Here is a 19961-nt window from a genome sequence, read left to right as displayed (position 1 = left end):
ACAAATTACTTAAGTTCCACTTCTGCGCCAGCTGCTTCAAGTTCAGCTTTAAGTGCTTCAGCTTCTTCTTTAGCCAAACCTTCTTTGATAGCTTTAGGTGCTGATTCAACAACATCTTTAGCTTCTTTAAGACCTAGGCCAGTTGCGCCACGTACTGCTTTGATAACAGCAACTTTGTTAGCGCCGAATGAAGTCATTACAACGTCAAATTCTGTTTGCTCTGCAGCAGCTTCAGCAGCTACAGCAGGACCAGCAACAGCAACAGCTGCTGCAGCAGAAACGTTGAATTTTTCTTCAGCTGCTTCGATTAACTCTACCAATTCCATAACTGGCATTTCAGCAATCGCGTTTAATATATCTTCTTTAGTTAGAGCCATTTTCTCTAAACTCCTGGGGTTAATAGTTAAAAAATTTAATGCCAAACACGAAAATTATTTTTCGTCTTTGATCGCCGCCAATACACGCACAAACTTGCCTGGAACTTCGTTGATTGTACGAACGAATTTCTCGGCTGGTGCTTTGAAGGTAGCAAGTAGTTTTGCTAGTGCTTCGTCGCGAGTCGGAAGTGAAGCAACTGCGTCCAATTTTTCAGGACCCAATAAACCACTGCCGATTGAAAGTGCTGTTACTTTTAGCTTGTCATTTCCTTTAGCGAAATCTTTAAATAGACGTGCTGCACCGCCAGGTGCGTCTATCGAAAATCCGTAAATTAGAGGACCAGTTAAAGCTTCATCAATATCAGAAAACTTACTGTCTGCTAAACCACGCTTTGCAAGTGTATTACGTACAACTTTAAGATATACGCCTTGCTCACGAGCTTTAACACGCAGGTCAGTCAGTTCTGAAACTTCCATCCCACGGTATTCAGCGACGGCAACGGATAGAGCTCGAGACGCGACTTCGCTTACTTCTGCGACGATCTCTTTTTTTGCTGCTAAACCTAGTGCCACTGAGTTCACCTCTTGTTAACTGATTGCAATCTCAAATGAGGTCACAACCAGAGTTCCAGATTGATAAACCGGCAAATATTGCAAAACAATATTTTTCAGTTTACCGCTCTACGGTGTTCGTTTCCCCAGAGAGTCTGAGTCGAAATCACCGTCTGCGCAGGCATTTTACGTATTAAGCGAAACATATAATGTAAGTGCTCTCTTACTTCACCTACTGCTTCGCACCTGCGGTCTTGGACGGGAGCATGATTTTTAACTTAGTTAAAAACAGCTCCAACCCATAACCTTTAGAGAGATGAGCGTTTGCTCATAAGTCACCAAAGATAACTAAGTTATCGATGTGAAAATTATTTTAAGCCAAGGCTTACTTGATCAAGTGTTACACCAGCACCCATTGTGGTACTAAGGCTAACTTTCTTGAAGAATGTTCCTTTAGCAGAAGAAGGCTTAGCTTTCTTCAAGGCTTCAAGCAATGCATCAAGGTTTTCTTGAATTTGGTTTGCTTCAAAAGCAATTTTACCAATGCTTGCGTGAATAATACCGTTCTTGTCGTTTCTATAACGAACCTGACCAGCTTTAGCATTTTTAACTGCTGTCGCTACGTCTGGGGTTACAGTGCCAGTTTTAGGGTTAGGCATAAGTCCACGAGGACCTAAGATTTGACCTAACTGACCAACAACGCGCATTGCATCTGGAGAAGCAACAACAACGTCAAAGTTCATTTCGCCTTTTTTAACTAAATCTGCAAGGTCTTCCATTCCAACGATGTCAGCACCAGCTTCTTTAGCAGCTTCTGCGTTAGCACCTTGAGTAAATACTGCAACGCGAACATCTTTACCAGTTCCGTTTGGTAGTACAGTTGCACCACGAACGTTTTGGTCAGATTTACGTGCATCAATACCCAAGTTAACTGAAACATCTACACTTTCAGCAAACTTTGCAGTGGCTAGCTCTTTTAACAAAGCAACAGCTTCGTTAAGTTCATATTCTTTAGTTGCGTCAACTTTCTCGCGAATATTGCGCATACGTTTAGTTAATTTAGCCATGTCTTATCCCTCTACTACCAAGCCCATGCTGCGAGCAGAGCCAGCGATGGTACGAACAGCAGCGTCAAGATCAGCTGCAGTCAGATCAGGTTCTTTAGTTTTCGCAATCTCTTCAAGTTGCGCGCGCGTCACTTTACCCACTTTCTCAGTGTTAGGACGGCCAGAACCACTCTTTATGCCTGCTGCTTTTTTCAATAAGAAAGACGCAGGAGGTGTTTTGGTTTCAAAGGTAAATGAACGGTCTTCATAAACAGTGATAACAACTGGAACAGGTGCACCTTTTTCAAGGCTGTCTGTAGCTGCGTTAAACGCTTTACAGAATTCCATAATGTTAACACCTTTAGCACCCAATGCAGGGCCAACCGGTGGACTTGGGTTAGCAGAACCAGCTGCAACCTGTAGCTTAATTAAGCCAGTGATTTTTTTAGCCATTTCTCTCTCTCAAATTTGGGTATATCGCCTCGCAAAACATTGAGATTGTTTGCTCAATCGGCTTCCCATAAAAATAAACGGTCGCGAATTATAGATTAGATATTCACAGTGCGCAACCCCAAGTTGTCGTTTTTTTAACTATTATGTGTCTTTATTGATCAATCTTTGAAAAGGGTGTGGAAATTGGTAGTTATTCGGAATGATTACGAAGTTCTTTCTTAGACAAGAAAGTTTGCTTAGCTTGGTACATCTCCATTAATCGCTTTTTAAGTTGAGGATTTTCTTCAATCAACTTTTCTGCGTACGCTAAAGACTCAGCTTTTTCTGGTTGTACCATCATTTCTATTTCTTCATTAGAAGGGAGAATGCCGTTTGCTCGCATAGCGATTTCTGTCAATTGCGACTTTTTAGCTAGAAAATATTGAGGATAACAGGCACGTTGCGTGATTCTTGCTGCACCGTTTACACGCTCTCTTTTACATTTAACTTTAAATTTTGGATCTTCAACTAACTCATTAAAGGCATCATAAAAATCAAGTTCGGTCTTGACCATTTGTTGTCTGTAATAATACAAGGGCGTAGTGCCAACCACTTCTACTTTTTCTAGGTCTTCTTGGACTTCTTTATCTTGAGTTTGTTGTTCTGCGAAACTGCCACCAGCAAATAGAGCAATTGCTAATATCATTAATATTCTTATGCTCAACCCTTTTCTATACATAAACAATCCCTTTTTAAATGCCCAAAATAACAGCCGTGCAATTGTTCTCAGCTATTTCTAATTTAGCTTTTTAATTATGATGATTCAAACTAAACACACTCATCATATTGAAAACTTTATCGTTTATTCTTAAAAGTACCTATTTCATTTTATCTCCCAAAAGTTTAAAGAAGTTTAAATATCGTCAATTTATAGGGTGAACCCCCTATTTTCGAACAATTAAACACCAGTCAAGATGGATTCATCGTCATTCACGTTGGATGACCAAGCCTTTTGTTGGAGAATAATATGAAAAAATACACACTCACGGCTATTGCAACGGCAATGTTAAGTTTGTCCCCTAATGCGGTAAAGGCGGAAGCTTTAATAGGAGAGCAGTTAGCAGATTCGCTCATAACCCTTGCGGAAAACCAAAGCATTATGGCTGTGGTAACTTTTGACCAACTGGACCCTGTTACTGAAAGTCAACTTAGTCATATCTTGTCACTAGGCATTAGCGAAGGCGTTCAGTTTAAATCTTTGCCTATTATTGGTGTATTAGCCACCAAAGCCCAAATCGAACAATTGGCACAATTAGATAATGTGCTCTCAATCTTCGCTAATCGTAAAATGCAATATTACAATGCAGATGCACGTCAGATAACTGGTGTTGCTGATTTACAAACCACAGATTTTGAACAGCGCAATGGCATTACCTACACAGGTAAAGGTGTCACTATCATGGTTAATGATTCGGGTGTGGATGCCTCACATCAAGATATCTTTTTTGGTGATACCGTGGTCGAAAATGTGCAGGCATTAACCCACGCATCTGCTATCGGTATAACCGGTATGACTGACGGATTTGTACTAACAGGGCAAATCAATACCGACACCAATTCAGGCCATGGCACACACGTAGCCGGAACGATAGCTGGTAGCGGTGTTATGTCAGATGGGAAATATGTTGGCGCAGCACCCGATGCAGATATTATTGGTTATGGCTCAGGTGGTGGTCTGTTCTTACTTGATACTATAGGTGGGTTCGATTTCGCCATAAACAATATATATAGCTACAATAGTCCGATCAAAATTATCAGTAACTCTTGGGGTTCAAGTGGTAAGTACGAACCATTAGGACCGGTTTCAGTTGCAACTTATAAAGCGCATAAGTTGGGCATCATGAGTGTATTTGCTGCAGGAAATAGTGGTCCAGGCGAAGATACGAATAACCCGTACGCACAGATCCCTTGGGGCCTATCTGTCGGAGCAGGAGATAAATTTGGTAAATTAGCTGACTTTTCTTCTCGTGGACTAAAGAGTGAGAGCGGTGAGTTCAGCATGCCGGATGGATCTACCTGGACATATAATAACGAAGTCAGCATTGTCGCTCCAGGAGTTGACATCATTTCAACTCGCGCTGTCACTAATCTAGTAGCCAATGGTGCTGACGCTGATTTGGATGCAATTGAAACAGAGTATGTACCTTTTTACACCATGATTTCAGGAACATCCATGGCCACCCCGCATGTTTCCGGGATTATTGCATTGATGCTCGAAGCTAACCCTAACCTAGATAATTTAGAAATAATTAAAATTCTTCAAGAAACTGCTACTAACATGCCAGGTTACGAGCGATGGGAAGTGGGTGCAGGTTATGTAAATGCACGTTCAGCTGTTGCCGCAGCGCTTGACTATGATCTTAACCATCGCGTTACGGTAAACAACCTAACAGATAAAACATTCAATGCGAACGCAAATGTGGCCGTTAGCGATAGAACAGAGCAGCTTGAATTATTTTATGCTCCAGTAGGTGAACCAGAAATTCAATACTTTGATGTTGAAGCGGGAACCACAATAGTAAAGGCCAGTGCGAGTACTCTTGCCAACTTAACCAAACTCGTTTTGGTGGCACCAGATGGTACAGAATACTTTGGTAACTTGACCACACCTGTACTCGAAGAGAATATGCGTGTCTCAGCACCTGCAACTCCAGGTACTTGGGGAATCTATGCGTATGGATTAACTTCACTTTCAGGGGTTACTGCTGATCCATTAGGGGTAACCAACGGACCTGGTGTACCAGAATTCTTTGACGTTGAAGTTGCGTTTGAAATGAGTGGTGGTTACGACGGCTTAGATGATGTTGAAGGCCATCCACAAAAAGGCGCAATAGAATTTGCAGTTAGTGAGCGACTAATGGACAGCATCGGTGATGATCGCTTTTATCCTAATAGCGCACTGAAAAGAAAAGACTTTGCACGTTATGCAATGATGGGCGGCGCCGTGCGTCAATATCGTGATTTATTGAACGAGCCGACTCCAATGCTAAGCGGAGTATCGTCACTAGATAAGCCATATTTAGAATCAGTAATGACGGAAGGCGGAGCGCTAAAAGACAACTTTCGCTCTCAAGCCCCCATTTTGTTACCTAAATCTGGGAACGCAGCACCTTTTGCAAAAGTCGAAAAACTAGATATGGCATATGCATTAGTGCAAATGCTGGGATTACAATCTCAAGCAGAGGCTTTTGACCCACAGCAAGACATCATCGTTGACTATCGAGGCAACCAAATTGTACTGGCTGACCAAGACGCTATCAGTGATGACATGAAAGGGTATGTTCAACTAGCGATTAATCTTTCATTAGTTAATGTTTCTTTCGGTGTGGAACAAGGTCCGTTTGATTTAGAGCCTAGCCTTACTGCGCACTTTAATCCGACGTCCACAATCACACGAGCTCATTATGCTGAGCTTGCTTCAAGATTTTATTTAAACTATTTCTTGTAAGTAAGATAAAAGTTGGTGGTCACAATTTGTGCGGGCCACCAATTTAAGCTAATGTAGAGATTCTGAAGTTTGCGAGGAATTAATTATGAAAATAAGTCATATATACTGGGCTGCAATGGTATGGGTTATGGTTTGTTTTTCTCTTTCCAGTGTTGCTCAAGTTGTCACGCCTGTAAGCACAACGGTTAGTGGCGATACATTAAAAGCAAAATTACAAGTGGGTGTTCAAATAGAAGTCGATTTAACCTTGGAGTTTGAAGATAGCATTGGTCTTTCTGCTGATAACATAGATATAAGTGCGACTTTGGTAAACGTAAATGACCTTAATATATTAAATCGTTTACCAGCAAATGACGTATCTATCTTTTCTACTTTTCCAGTGGTTGTAACTATCTCACCAAAAACGGATAAAGGTTTTGGCTTTGAAGGTTTAGCAAGTGTAGAAATTTACACTAAAGCAATTAGTTATCAATCCTCAATGCCGGCTCGGTTGTTTACATCCCACGATGGTGGAGATTTTGAAGATATCACTTCAATGGTTTCAGCTGGTAGCATTAGAGCTAGAGGAAATACAGGCCGTTTTTCAGAGTTCATGATTTTGTTAGATGAGCGCGATGACAGTGAAATACTTAGTGACAAGTTTGCACAGCTTGAAGACGTGTTGGATAACAATCAATCTAATATAAACAGTTTATTGCTATCGAGCTTACAGACTAGCATTGCTAACTTAGATAACGCGTTATTTATGCAAAACTACAGCTCTGCTCTAAGCATAGTTGAAAGTTTAATTTTAACCGTTGAGCAGGCGAGTAACACAGGTATGTCTAATGTATGGAGATCATCAGGTGATCTAGTAAACATACAAGGCGAATTGTTAACCCATTTAATTGCTCTGAGATACAGTTTACGCGTTATTTAATACCGATAGTGTGAACTTGAGGATATAAAGCTATGCCGATGCAAGTGAACATTTCCACCCAGTCCGGCTGGGTCGCCGAGCATATTTTGTTTGAGGGCGGGGATTATTCAATCGGCCGCTCCGCTCAAGCAGATGTGGTTTTAGACCATCCTCAGGTTTCACGCAATCACGCGAAACTAATCTCTATGGATAACGAGCGGTGGCTTTTTCAGGACACCAGTAGTAGCGGTAGCTATCTAAAAGGCAGACCGGTTGATTCCATTCAATTAGATGATGAAAGCATTATTCGACTTGGGCCTGCATCATGTCGCTTCAAACAATTAACTCATAAACAATTAACGGTATTAAATAGCCAATCACAGTGGCGTAAAAATCAATTACAGCAACTAAGTAAACAGTTTAATAAGTGTGTGAGTAGCCAAGACCTACTGCAAACTGTACAACATTGCTTAATCCAATCTCTTGGTTGTGAAAGAGCGGCACTGATTTTAGTCAATGAAGACCAGAGTTTACAACAATGCTTGGGGTTTGAAGACTGGATGGACAGTGACAACTTTAGTGGCAGTAAAACAATTATCCGCCAATGTCTCGCGCAGCGTGAACCATTAGCACTTGGAACCTTGCAAGACCATGAAACGTTTTCAAATCAACACAGTGTCATAAAGAACAATATTCAAGCAGCTTTGTGTGTTCCTGTTTTTATAGGTGACAAACCTCAGGCCGTTTTATACGCAGACAATACTTCAGGAAAGCAATTTTTCACGCAAACCGATATCAAGTTAATCCAGTCATTTGCAAATTTATTATCTTTACGTTTGTTATTTCAGTCCATAGAACATAATATTTCACTAGCACGTAACCACTAATCTCCATTTTTATGAGGTTTCTACTGGAGTGGCTAGTTGACGGACCGCACTTCTCACAATTCAAACGACTTGGATACCCAAGCATTTGTTGCTGCGCCCGAAATAAAAGAAGGTAGAATTCTCGCTAAACGTTTCAAAGTTTTGAAGTCCATAGGTAATGGCGCGCAAGCTGATGTCTATCTGACTTATGACGAGTTATTAGAAACCGAAATCGCAATCAAAGTAGTCGAATCGTCAGCCCAAGATCCCCAGAGCTTGAATAGCATTAGAAATGAAGTTCTGCTTGCTAGGAAACTACAACACCCTAATATAATTCGTATTTTTGATGTCTATGAAGATAGTGGCCTCATATTTTTTACCATGGAATTCATTGAGGGAGAGCCATTATTTAAACGGATTACCCAACCAATTTCAAAATCACTGTATCAAGATTGGAGTATTCAACTTTTTAATGCCTTGATTGCTTGCCAGTCTGCGGGGATCAAACATGGCGATATAAAGCCTGACAATATAATCATTGATTCGAATAACCAACTTAGATTGATTGACTTTGGCATTGGTCAAATTGATGGTAAGCAAGAACAGACCAGCGGTCATAAAGAATATTCTGCACCAGAAGTGATTCATACTGGTCAATCAAGCCCCACGTCAGAGGCATATAGTGCAGGAAAAGTGTTAGATGTGATGCTCAAAGCGGTTACCTTTGAGAAAAACAATGCTATGTCGGCCAAATGGAAGCGCAAGCAGCAATCATTGATAGCTAAATTGACCCACCCTCATCCAGATTCAAGACCGACGCTGAATCTCGTAATTGAATCACTCTCAGAAAATAATTCGTCATATCAGGTAAGTAAAAAAGGGCTGTTTATAGCGATATCTATAATGACAGTCGTTATACTTTTGGCTGTGCGGATAATGCTACCAGATAGGCCTACCTTACCAAACAAAGTTGTTCAACTAGCGGTGGTAAATGATGGTACTTCAGAGCTATTGTCTCAACTGTCACAACTATTGGCCCTGCCCCTTCAGACTGAACCTAAATTAGCGTTAAATTCAATAAATCATACACAAAATGCCATCGAAAATTTATCACTACAACCATCAACCAATGCAAATGATCGAGTAGAACTTGCCACCCTCTTAAATCTAGATGCGATGATCCTGCTCAATATTGCTAATATTGACGGTAATAATTTTTTAGTAAGAGCGAGCATATTCACATACCCAGAAGATTTTTCTTTGTTTGAAATAACTCAAACCGTAAACGCGAATACGCTTGGGCAAGATCTGAAGGAATTCTCACAAAAAATACAGAGTCAGTTATTCTCATATATAGACAACACATCTACACCGTCAAACGAAAACAATAGTATTGCAGGAAACTTTTTCTTATCAGCTGAATCGGCTTTCAATAATTATGATGTTGAAAACACTGAAAAAAATTTGGAAAGTCTGTTTAATCTTGCAACTAAAAGTCAATACTGGACACTTAAGGGGCGATTACTGCAAGCAGAGCTAAATGAAGACTTAGCTTTGGCACAGCAAAGCATCGCTAAATTAGTGGAGCTTTATCCGAACAGAGCCGATTTGTTGGCTAAACGTGCAGATATTTATCAATGGTCGGATCAAAACGACTTAGCCATAAACGATTATCAAGCAGCGCTTACAATTAGTCCTAGCAACGGACAACTTTGGTTTGAGTTAGCGAGGCTTAAAATTATTACGGGTCAAACTCAATCGGCTATTAGCAATGAGCTAACGAAAGCATTAGTGACTTTCCGTCAAACCGGCGATAAAGCCGGTGAAGGATTAGTGTTAAATGCGTTTGGTGTTGCGCATTTACGCTTGTCTGAATACGATGCTGCACAACGTTATTTTCAAGATTCTTTAGCCATTAGAAATGCTGAAGATTTCCCCTTAGATCGCGCCAATACGTTAGCTAACTTCGCTAACACTGCCGCAATTAACGGCCAATTTGATATTGCAAAAGAATCCTTAGAAGAAGCATCCTTGTTATTGAAAAAAGAGGGGGATATTGGTGAGCAAGCCCATGTGCTTGATACTTTGGGTTTTTTACATGAAGAGCAAGGACTATATTACGACGCCCTCAAATACTATAAAGCGGGTTTAGATTTGAGAGTCTCGCAAAGCAGTAGTATCGAGCAAGCAGAAAGTATGAGCAACGTTGCTTATATGCATTTTTTAACTGGGGAGTTTTCATTAGCTGATATCTATTGGCAACAAGCAAATTCTCTTTTCAGTAAAAGCAACGAATTATCTCACCTTTTACGAACCTGGCAGAACCTCGCCCAATTAAGTTTAGCTAAAGGTGACGATTTAGCGGCTAGGCGTTATCTCCAACAAGTTTCGCAAAAAATAGACAGCGCACATCAGCAGGAACTGATGATCAATAATTTGCTGTTTAGTTATTATCATTTCGCCAATGCCAATTTGCAGTCTGCAATGGACAAAATTGATGAAGCCAAACAGATTGCAATGCAGACGGACGACAGTAGGGCTTTGACGGAAATTCATTTGTGGCAAGGCGAAGTCTGTTTAAGAATTGTTGATACTGCATGCCTTGAAGAGCAGCTTTCTTATGCCAGTGAGATGATATCTAGCACTATGTTAGAGCAACATGCTGTGCTAATTTGGCTTCAATTTGCCCTCAACGTTATTAAATCAGATCTGGCTCCTAGTGCACCTGAACAGTTTCTTTCACAATTAGACCAGGTAAAAATCCCAGCGATGACCGAAATGAAGATTTTGTTAGATATTCAGGAAAGATTAAAACTGCCCTTAGATAGTAAAATCATGACAAGATTAAACGAGATGGTTAAACCTATTTTTTACCAACAATATATGGACTTACTTTTCATTCAGGCAGTTGATGCAGATTCGAAAAGATCATTACAGCAACAACTTGTTTCTCATCCAAATTATTGGCGAAATCATCTTTATTACACACGCCTCGAAGGTGACCAGTTCCAGCAAAAACAACAAGAGCTGCAATCCGAATGGCTTTCACAATTAAACGAGCAACAAGCCGACGCCTATCGAGAACATTATCTTGAGTGATGACAAACTAGCTAAACTTTTGGCCCAAATTCAACAACAACAGGCTCAATTGCAAAACCGATTAGACACTGAACAACAGTCGTTGAGTCAGCTTGCAAAACGACTGTGGGCCCAGCAAGAGTCTGAAAAAGCGAGATTATCCAGAGAATTACATGATGGTGTTGGGCAGCTTTTAACCGGTTTAACCCGTAGACTACAGGGATTATCAAAGCAGTATTCTGAATTAGATGAATTAGTCGAATTATCAGAACTAGCGTTAGCTGATGTCAGGCAGCTTTCACGGTTGATGAGCCCGACAATTTTAGATGATTTGGGATTAGTTCCTGCTCTAAAGTGGCTAAGCCGCAGTTTATTTAGTCATGAGGATATTGAAGTTGAATTGCAATTAGACAACGATGTGACTGCCAATCATGAAATCAATATTTTGGTTTATAGAATAGTCCAAGAATCGTTTGTTAATATTGTTAAGCATGCAAACGCGACAAAAGTTATGTTACTACTGTCAAGCCATCATCAAACTTTACGACTGGATGTGGTTGACAATGGCGATGGATTCGATAATAACTGCATTACACAAGGTATCGGTTTAAATAGCATGCAGGATAGAGCCCGTGCTTTCGATGCTGAATTAACCATTAAAAGTACGCCAAATAAAGGTACTAGAATTACACTAACGGTTTGCAAATGAGTATTTCTTTCGTAATAGCTGATGATCACGTATTGATGAGACAGGGTCTAATTCAGTTACTTAGTGCGGATTCAGATCTTAAAGTAATAGGTGAATGTGGAGATGGTATAGCCCTAATTGAACTGGTTTTAAAACTAAACCCAGATGTCGTTGTAATGGATATTTCGATGCCACACATGAGTGGATTAGTCGCTATCGATAAATTATTAGCTCAACGCCCTGACAGTAAAGTGCTGGTTTTATCTATGCACGATGAACAGGAATATATTGAAGCGATGCGCGAAGCGGGTGCTAAAGGCTACATTCTAAAGGAATCTTCAGGGGATAAATTAATATCAGCCATCAAAGCTGTAGCAAATGGTCGAACAACATTTCCCGATAGCGTCGAAAAGAATCTTGATATGCACAATACGACCAAATATCTGAATCCAGTTTCAGTTTTGACCCGGCGTGAAAGAGAAGTGTTTTTTTTGGTTGTAGCAGGCAATACCAGTAGAAAAATAGCTGAATTGTTAGCAATGAGTTTAAAAACTGCTGAAAACCATCGCAGTAATATTTATAAAAAACTACAAGTGAGTAGTTCTGCCGAATTAGTCAGATTGGCCGGCAAAGCCGGCCTTCTAGAGTAGCTTAATTTAGTTGGTCTAATTGAGTTAAAGACATCGCTAATTCACCACGCGTTACCGTGTGATCTGGGTTGAATGTAGCAATAATTGTTGGCTCCATGTCAAATGGACCTTGCTCAATCGATATCTCCACACGCATTAAACCTAATGAAAGCGCTTGTTGAACGTAACCTTTGAGCGCAGGATCAATTTGCTGGCTGTCTGTAACTTCAACAGCTTCGCCAAAGACAATGGCGATTATCGGGCTATCGCTATCGAAACTTTGTGCTTCACTTTGCAAGCCTAAAGATTGAATTAAAGTATAAGCAACCTGTTGTTTTGAAACCTTCGTTTTTACGCCGAAATGACTACTATTAGCAATAATCAGAGGGTCTTCAGAGAACACCAAATCGCCTAAACGACTACCAGTAGTAGTGACTGAATTCACAGAAGCTGCATCTTCAACGTTGACGTCATTATAATGTGATTGATTTCCAGCTAAAGCTTGACGCAGGCTAGCTGAAAGCGTCATAGTTTCCGCCAGATCCAATTTAGTGACGGCTTTATCGGGTCTGAAGCCATTACTTTTCGCATCCATTAATTGACGTCCAACTACATACTCCACGAAAGATTTAGCAGGATGATTTTGAACATCGTCTAGTCCTACATAACCTGCGCTTTTTAACGTTCTAATACTGACTTCGACATCTACCGGTATGCCTATACCATTAGTCACTCCCAATGGATCTAAAGAAACCCCACTAACGCTGCCTATCCCACTTGCATATAGTTTCCAAGTCCCCGGCACACCTGGAGCAACTGCGCCCACATTCGAGCCAAGCGCTACTAAGCCAATGCCTGAACCGTAACGATTTCCCAATGGGTCTTCCAAAATAAACGCTGTGCCGGTCTCAATTGTCGCAGAGGCCAAAACTAAACTGACGTCTTCAGCAATCTCAAACGTTTCAACGGGCTGTTCTCCAACAGGCACATAAGATGCCGTTAATGAGAATTGATCTCCTTCTTCTAACAATGCATTAGCATTAAAGTCGCGATTTAATTTAACGGTATCACCAAATATTTCAGAGCCCTCTTTTACCGCTTTAACCGCAGCGTGAGCATTTACATAGCCTGCGCCCGTTTCCCAAGCTTCATAACCAGCCATTGGCGTTGCAGTCAGTTGTAAAACACTTTTCACATCTCGCCAAGTGAGAGTCGGATCGGCTTCCAAAAGTAAAGCCACTATGCCTGAAACATGCGGCGCAGCCATAGAAGTACCGCTTGAAACTGTATAATAAGGCAGATGAGCTGCTTCAATCATATCAATATCATCTTGAGCACTTAACCCACCTAAACTAGACGTAGACGCTCTAGCAGAAATGACATCAACACCGGGTGCCGTAACCGTTGGTCGGTCTTCCCAATTGAACACTTCACCATCAACAACAACTGTTTTTGGTTCTGCTCCTTTTACACCACGTGAACTGAAATCGGCTAATTCGCCTTGCTTATCCCCTGCTGCAACTGTGATAACCCAAGGCGCTTTTTTAAAGTTTCCGGTGATAGTTGATTCACCAGAACCCGAGTTCCCTGCTGAAAAAACCGTAATAATGCCATTGTCAGCCAAAGCTTTAGTGGCAATATTAGTTGGATCATCTGGGTTGAATTCAGTACCAACATCACCTGTATTTCCAAATGAGTTTGAAATAACACGAATGTTGTAGGTGTATTGGTGAGTTAATGCATAATCAAACCCACCTAAAGTATCAAGAATAAATAACGCTGCCCCTGATCCATAACCAATAATATCTGCACCAGGAGCTACACCTGCATGCTTACCTGAGCTCATAGCACCGTTTCCACCTACTGTGCCTGCCACGTGAGTACCATGCCCACCGCCGATGTCTGAGTTAGGCATATTTTCTTGATAAGTAATTGGTAGCATGTCGCTTAAACTGTGTAAATTCGTTTGCGCTAGCACATTTTGTTTAACGTGCGAGGGAAACATTAGGTCGCTATGCAACCCATCTACACCAGAGTCATTTACAACAACCCCAATTCCACGTCCAGAATAGGGAATGCCGTTGTTACGCAAGCTCTGGTCAGCTCTAAGTGCTTGCACACCCGTAATTTGCGTCGATTCATAGTTTTCTAAAGTTAACTGATCATTGTTCCATACTGATACAACATCTTCCCGAGCATAAATAGCTTCAATCTGTTGTTTAGTAGCAAGAATCCCAGCGATAGGTAATCTGTTTAAACTTATACCTTTAGAAACACCCAACGCTTCTAAAGCAGATAGTTGGTCTTCACGTGGTGCGCCATTGTTATCGAAAGTAACAATGACCTGATGCAACTCTAATTCATCGCTTTGTGCGATGTTAAGTGCTAAATCAGGATCAAATGTTTTTGCATTTATGTAGGAAGCGGGTAAAGCAACGGCGACCGCTAGAGAAAGTCGTTTTATATTTTTTATAATTGTCATAATGATTTGCTCTTAGTAATGAATACCGCATCAGTATTACCGAGTGAATATTGAACGAATATAAGGGATTACCCCTAGTTTCATTATTTAAAATCTAGAAATCGCTAGCTGAATTGCCTTATCACTCTGTTAAAAATAAAAAAACGCCCATAAAAGGGCGTTAAGCACAAAGGAAAGTGCGAGTTAGCTGCGGCGAATTAAACGTCCTAAAAATAAACCTAAGAGAATTAATAAAACTGGTAGCGGAGCACTGACTGATTGAGGGCCGTTATCTATTGGTTGGAAAGTAAATAAACCAGCATTGCAAAATTGATTAAAATTGCTGTCTTCATAACAACTATCCTGAGCACCTAAACCATATAAACCGGTCGCTAAAAACACGTCATCTTTAAATAGCTGAAACCCCTCTTCATCTGAATCTCCAAACGTATTGTTGTCGAAACTGATTGAAAAAGCGTCTGGACTTGTTAAATCTTGCAAAGCAAATTCAATATTTAACTGCGGACCGAAAAGTGAGATCGCGAGTTCAGTGAGATTGTTTGAATCTTGGTTATAGATAAAGCTACCGGTAATCATTTGATTGTTTTCAAATCGTAAAGTGTCGAATTCGTATTCAATCAATGTTGCTTTTACAGACGTTGAAAAAATTACAAATGTGAATATCAATTTTGCTAAAAACTTCATTGCCAATCTCCGAAATATTTTCTGCTAAATTAGCGATTAAGTTACCTATCGGCCATGGGGATTTACCCCTAGTATCAAATTTTAAATGTTTTGCTCCCATAAACTGAAAATAGTTACTTTTTGGATACACCAAACCAACACCCTGATTTTCGTTAATTTTTCAGCTAATACGCACTAACTTGCAATATGTGTCGCTAAAAAAAGACAACAATTTCGTTTATTCCCTAGATGGATGTTTGATTTAGAGTGTGTTTTTTTTATATTGTTGACCCTGCCCCCCTCAATAAACATGTTTATCTTTATTTTTCATATAGATACAAAAATATGAAGTTGATTTTCGCGTTTTTATCAGCAGGTTAATCGTATTTGGCCTACTTCATGCTTAACCACTTATATAAACATAAATTCCCCGTGCCGAAAGGCAAATATAAAGTGCTAAGTTGAACGTCATATAGCGACTTTAGTCACGGAAAAATAATCAAAGGTAGGTTGAAAATGCATAAATTGGTTGCTCAAAAAGCCATTAAAGGATTTGCTAGGCAGATTCCAACAAAGTCATCTTTATGGCTGTTGGCGGGAATAGTGCTGCCTAGTTGCTTGCTTTTACCTTCACAGCTTGCAACTGCTCAACAGCAAGAAGTAGCTGCGAAAACGGAAACGAATATTCCGAAGCCAAATGTAGATAAAATAACTTATGAGATGGTTAAGGGTCAGGCTAAAAAACTCTCCACTGAAGAATATAAAAAAGTTTCTTCTGAGCTGCCAGAGCAATTAGCTGAGATGACCTATAGCGAATATAGAAATATCCGATTCAATCCTGACAAAGCAATTTGGAAAGACAAGTCCAAATTTGAACTGCAATTATTTCACCCGGGATTCTTATACAAAAATCCCGTAATGCTAAGACTCGTCGATAGCAATGCTGGCAGTAATACAGTGACGTTTAAAGGTGATAAATTTATTTATGAAAATGAAGCGAAAGCCTTAGAAGGAATTGCTCCCCCTGATGCTGGGTTCGCAGGTTTTCGTGTCCATTATCCTTTGAATACACATCAGTATAAAGATGAGCTAGCCGTTTTCTTGGGTGCCTCATATTTTCGCATAGTGGGTCCCGGCCAAACTTACGGTATATCAGCACGTGGCCTTGCCATTAATACTGCTCACGCGTCTGGAGAAGAATTTCCTGAATTTACCCGTTTCTGGATTATTGAGCCTGAAAGTGCAGCGGATAACTTAGTTATTTATGCATTGCTAGACAGTAAGTCAGTTACCGGTGCATATCGATTCGAGCTGACCGCTGGGCTTACCACGGAAGTGAAAGTGAATAGTCAAATATACGCACGCACTGACGTAGAAAAGCTGGGTGTCGCACCTTTAACCAGTATGCTTTTATCGAGTGAAACGACGACGAAGCATTTTGATGACTTCAGACCAGAGGTGCACGATTCCGACGGTCTGCTGATGATCACCTCTAATGGCGAGCAGATTTGGCGTCAGCTCAACAATCCTAAAAGCTTGCAAGTAACCTCAATGCAAGACACTCAACCTAAAGGATTTGGGTTGCTGCAAAGAGATACGGAGTTTGACCACTATTCTGATATTGAAGCCAATTATCATAGTCGTCCAGGCATCTGGATTACACCGGACAATAACTGGGGTGCGGGACGTTTAGAACTAGTTGAGATTCCAACTAATTCAGAAACCAATGACAACATTGTGAGCTATTGGGTGCCAGAAGAGCAACTCAAGAAAGGGCAAACCAGAGAGTTCAACTACACCTTAAATACCGTATCTGGTGACCTAAAGCAGAGCAACTTAGCAACGGTAGTGCGAGCAATGAATAGTTGGGCTGCATTACCGGGAGAGAATAATCCGCCAGCTAAAACTGTACGCAAAATTGTTGTCGACTTTTCTGAGAATCAATTAACTAATTTGACTCAGAACATACCGATCGAAGCCAATTTACAAGTGAATGGCGGGAAATATGACGAATTGATTGTACGTCAGTTACCCGACAAGAAAAGTTGGAGAGTGTCGTATACGTTGAACGCCGATGAAGATCGTGCTGTAGACATGCGACTTTCTCTGTCCCTAAGAGGCAAGCCAATCAGTGAAGTGTGGAACTATGTCTGGAGTCGAAATGAAATCGAATAATCAGCAACATCAACAAGGAGTTCACATGTCACCTACATCGAATGAACACTTTATCAAAGCGTCAGCGAAGTCGGCGCGTAAATATGCTTATGCACTATGTGTATTAGTGACAGCAATTGCCGGTGGCTGGGCTATGACAGATATATTTTCTGTCGATGGTTATACTGTCATCGAAATTGTATTGTTGTTCCTATTTACCCTAACCTTTGTTTGGATTTCTGCGGCTTTTTGGAGCGCGATTATTGGGTTTGTATTATTAATGCTACGTAGAGACCCTGTGACTCTTAAGCAAGCGTTGGTTAAAAACCAATCTGGTGAGTTGGACACGCGTCACCGTCAAGCGATCATAATGCCGGTATATAACGAAGATACCAACCGCATTATGTCGGGTTTCGAAGCGTGTATTAAAGAAATTGAAAAGTCAGGTAATTTGGCGCATTTCGATTTTTATATGTTGAGTGACACGCAGCAAAAGCCGCTCATTGAAGCTGAGCTTGTTGCTTGGAACAAATTAATTGCAAGAATGGGAAATGACGTTGCTGCCCATATGTTTTATCGCCGCAGAGAAAAGAACGTTAATCGCAAAGTGGGTAACGTCTCTGATTTTTGTGAACGCTGGGGTGCTAATTATCAATCTATGATTGTATTAGATGCTGATAGCTTAATGACCGCAGATAGCATGTTAACTTTGGTTAAAACGCTACAAAGCAATCCCAAAGCAGGTCTTATCCAGACCGTGCCAATCCCAATTAGACAAAACACGTTATTCGGTCGTTTTTTGCAGTTTGCATCCAGCTTATACTGCCCTACTCTAGCTGCTGGTCAGGCATTTTGGCAAACAGATACAGCCAACTACTGGGGACACAACGCCATCATTCGTATTGACGCCTTTATGGCCTCTTGCGGTTTGCCCCACCTACCGGGAGATGTGCCGTTTGGTGGTGAGATTTTAAGTCATGATTTCGTTGAAGCTGCTCTTTTACGTCGTGCTGGATGGCATGTCTACCTATTAGCTGACCTTGAAGGCAGTTACGAAGAAGTACCTAGCAACATTATTGATTACGCAACGCGGGATCGTCGTTGGGTACAGGGGAATCTACAGCATTTAGGTTTGCTCAAGACTGACGATTTACACAATGTTAGTAAGTTGCATTTTGTGTTAGGTGCGTTTGCATACGTTTCCTCTCTAGTTTGGTTTGTATTGCTATTGCTTAGTACAATAGATGCAACAGTAAGAGCCGCTTCTGAAGATGTATTTTTCACAGCGACCCACCAATTATTTCCGGCTTGGCCAGTCGATAAGTCAGACTCGATATTTGCTTTGCTTTTTGCGACTGCACTATTGTTAATAGGCCCTAAGTTCCTAAGCCTGATTCATGCTCTGGTTTATCGTCGATATGAGTTTGGTGGCGCTTTCAAGTTAATCATCAGTACGCTTATTGAAATTGTAGTGGCAATCGTTATCGCACCATTGATGATGGCTTATCATGCGTATTTTGTGCTAAACGCACTTGCTGGTAAAAACGTAAGTTGGAATGCGCAAAGTCGCGAAGGCAGAACCGTCCCTTGGTCTGAAGCACTGAAACGCACTTGGGCTGCTACTACTTTGGCAGTGTTATGGGGGGCGCTAACCTGGTATTTAACTCCGTTATTATTTTGGTGGTTAGCCCCTGTATTAATTGGCTTAATTTTGGGTGCACCAATAATTCACTATTCAAGTAGCTTAAGAATGGGAATTGCTGCACGGAAACATGGCATATTTATCTGTCCATGTGAGGTAATCGAACAACCTGTAATGAAGACCCTGCGGTTGAGTCTCAATAATTTGGATAAGCAAAGCCGATTTAATAAATCAGTTCCAGCTTTGCCAGCTGAAAAATGGACCGAAATGCCTATTCAATGTTTAAGAAATCGAGATAAACAAACAAACCCAGATAATCAGCAAAACAGTTCGAAGATTAATCCGGTATTAGTGGATAATAAATAACGTAAAATTACAGTGATTTTATAATTCCACAGCATCGAAGAAGGCAATATCACTACCGGTAATAAAGCGGCAGGTATAATAATAGCTGATCACGACAGCTCTCGGAGTATTACCAAAGACCCAGAGTCTGATCCTAAGTCAGATAAAATTATGATCTTAGATAACCTAATGATGAATAATGGTTATGAAACGTTAGTAGAAGCTAAAGCACTATTGTTGCCCGAATTGAAACAAGGTAATCCAGATATTATTAATATTGGTGAAAGCCGTGAAAGCTGTATTATCAATCGAAATCGCGGAAGAAGATGCAGGTAAAAATGGCCTATTTTGGTATTTGTACTGGTTGTCACAGCTATACAGGTCGCTTAATTGGACCACCAGTACAAATAATACAAGCACTATATCTGGACAATCCCCAACAATTCCCAGAATAAATTCCGGGCTACACCCATTGTAGGCGTGGCTTTAGCCGCGTAGGCATTCCCAACATTTCCCGGAATAAATTCCGGGCTACACCCATTGTAGGCGTGGCTTTAGCCACGTAGGCATTCCCAACATTTCCCGGAATAAATTCCAGACG

At 40.8% G+C, this 19961-nt stretch carries 16 protein-coding genes; 9 read left to right on the top strand and 7 right to left on the bottom strand.

The window, feature by feature from the left end:
* Nucleotides 1–5: 5 nt before the first annotated feature.
* The 5 genes from rplL to GLIP_RS17185 all read right to left on the bottom strand — a co-directional run bounded on the left by rplL (nt 6) and on the right by GLIP_RS17185 (nt 3113).
* Nucleotides 6–377, bottom strand: coding sequence for a 50S ribosomal protein L7/L12 (gene rplL / locus GLIP_RS17205; protein WP_008845954.1), 372 nt, complete (start codon nt 375–377; stop codon nt 6–8).
* A gap of 54 nt (nt 378–431) precedes the next feature.
* On the bottom strand, nt 432–950 hold the full coding sequence (gene rplJ, locus GLIP_RS17200; protein ID WP_008845953.1) for a 50S ribosomal protein L10: 519 nt from the start codon (nt 948–950) through the stop codon (nt 432–434).
* Nucleotides 951–1297: 347 nt separating this feature from the next.
* Complete coding sequence (gene rplA, locus GLIP_RS17195) at nt 1298–1996, bottom strand: 50S ribosomal protein L1 (protein WP_008845952.1); 699 nt, start codon at nt 1994–1996, stop codon at nt 1298–1300.
* Between the two features lie 3 nt (nt 1997–1999).
* The gene (rplK, locus tag GLIP_RS17190) at nt 2000–2428 is read right to left on the bottom strand and encodes a 50S ribosomal protein L11 (protein WP_008845951.1); all 429 of its coding nucleotides are present in this window, start codon (nt 2426–2428) and stop codon (nt 2000–2002) included.
* Nucleotides 2429–2618: 190 nt separating this feature from the next.
* Nucleotides 2619–3113 (bottom strand): hypothetical protein, encoded by a 495-nt coding sequence (locus tag GLIP_RS17185; protein ID WP_008845950.1) that lies wholly within the window; start codon nt 3111–3113, stop codon nt 2619–2621.
* A gap of 321 nt (nt 3114–3434) precedes the next feature.
* On the opposite strand from GLIP_RS17185, the gene GLIP_RS17180 reads away from it, so the two are divergent.
* From GLIP_RS17180 to GLIP_RS17155, 6 genes are all read left to right on the top strand, one after another.
* Entirely contained in the window at nt 3435–5915 is a 2481-nt protein-coding gene (locus GLIP_RS17180) for a S8 family peptidase (protein WP_008845949.1), read from the top strand.
* 85 nt (nt 5916–6000) lie between these two features.
* Complete coding sequence (locus GLIP_RS17175; protein ID WP_008845948.1) at nt 6001–6834, top strand: DUF6689 family protein; 834 nt, start codon at nt 6001–6003, stop codon at nt 6832–6834.
* A gap of 32 nt (nt 6835–6866) precedes the next feature.
* Nucleotides 6867–7700 carry an FHA domain-containing protein gene (locus tag GLIP_RS17170; protein ID WP_008845947.1) on the top strand — a complete coding sequence of 278 codons (834 nt, stop codon included), beginning with the start codon at nt 6867–6869 and terminating at the stop codon, nt 7698–7700.
* A gap of 36 nt (nt 7701–7736) precedes the next feature.
* On the top strand, nt 7737–10778 hold the full coding sequence (locus tag GLIP_RS17165; protein ID WP_008845946.1) for a protein kinase domain-containing protein: 3042 nt from the start codon (nt 7737–7739) through the stop codon (nt 10776–10778).
* The gene (locus GLIP_RS17160) at nt 10771–11466 is read left to right on the top strand and encodes a sensor histidine kinase (protein ID WP_008845945.1); all 696 of its coding nucleotides are present in this window, start codon (nt 10771–10773) and stop codon (nt 11464–11466) included. Before GLIP_RS17165 ends, GLIP_RS17160 begins: the two co-directional genes overlap by 8 nt.
* Nucleotides 11463–12095 carry a response regulator gene (locus GLIP_RS17155; RefSeq protein WP_008845944.1) on the top strand — a complete coding sequence of 211 codons (633 nt, stop codon included), beginning with the start codon at nt 11463–11465 and terminating at the stop codon, nt 12093–12095. The genes GLIP_RS17160 and GLIP_RS17155 overlap by 4 nt, the downstream gene beginning before the upstream one ends.
* A gap of 1 nt (nt 12096) precedes the next feature.
* Here the strand turns inward: GLIP_RS17155 and GLIP_RS17150 are convergent, their stop codons facing one another.
* Nucleotides 12097–14556 (bottom strand): S8 family serine peptidase, encoded by a 2460-nt coding sequence (locus tag GLIP_RS17150; RefSeq protein ID WP_008845943.1) that lies wholly within the window; start codon nt 14554–14556, stop codon nt 12097–12099.
* Nucleotides 14557–14739: 183 nt separating this feature from the next.
* A complete protein-coding gene (locus GLIP_RS17145; RefSeq protein WP_008845942.1) occupies nt 14740–15240 on the bottom strand; it encodes a hypothetical protein in 501 nt (166 codons plus the stop codon).
* 495 nt (nt 15241–15735) lie between these two features.
* Between GLIP_RS17145 and GLIP_RS17140 the strand changes: the two genes are divergently transcribed.
* From GLIP_RS17140 to GLIP_RS21965, 3 genes are all read left to right on the top strand, one after another.
* Nucleotides 15736–17394 carry a glucan biosynthesis protein gene (locus GLIP_RS17140; protein ID WP_008845941.1) on the top strand — a complete coding sequence of 553 codons (1659 nt, stop codon included), beginning with the start codon at nt 15736–15738 and terminating at the stop codon, nt 17392–17394.
* Nucleotides 17381–19381 (top strand): glucans biosynthesis glucosyltransferase MdoH, encoded by a 2001-nt coding sequence (gene mdoH / locus GLIP_RS17135; protein ID WP_083880134.1) that lies wholly within the window; start codon nt 17381–17383, stop codon nt 19379–19381. The genes GLIP_RS17140 and mdoH overlap by 14 nt, the downstream gene beginning before the upstream one ends.
* 150 nt (nt 19382–19531) lie before the next feature.
* The gene (locus GLIP_RS21965) at nt 19532–19696 is read left to right on the top strand and encodes a hypothetical protein (RefSeq protein WP_153886367.1); all 165 of its coding nucleotides are present in this window, start codon (nt 19532–19534) and stop codon (nt 19694–19696) included.
* Nucleotides 19697–19961 lie beyond the last annotated feature (265 nt).

The sequence above is a fragment of the Aliiglaciecola lipolytica E3 genome (assembly GCF_000314975.1).
GTDB classification, from domain to species: Bacteria; Pseudomonadota; Gammaproteobacteria; order Enterobacterales; family Alteromonadaceae; genus Aliiglaciecola; species Aliiglaciecola lipolytica.
This window is presented reverse-complemented; position numbering and strand designations above follow the sequence as displayed.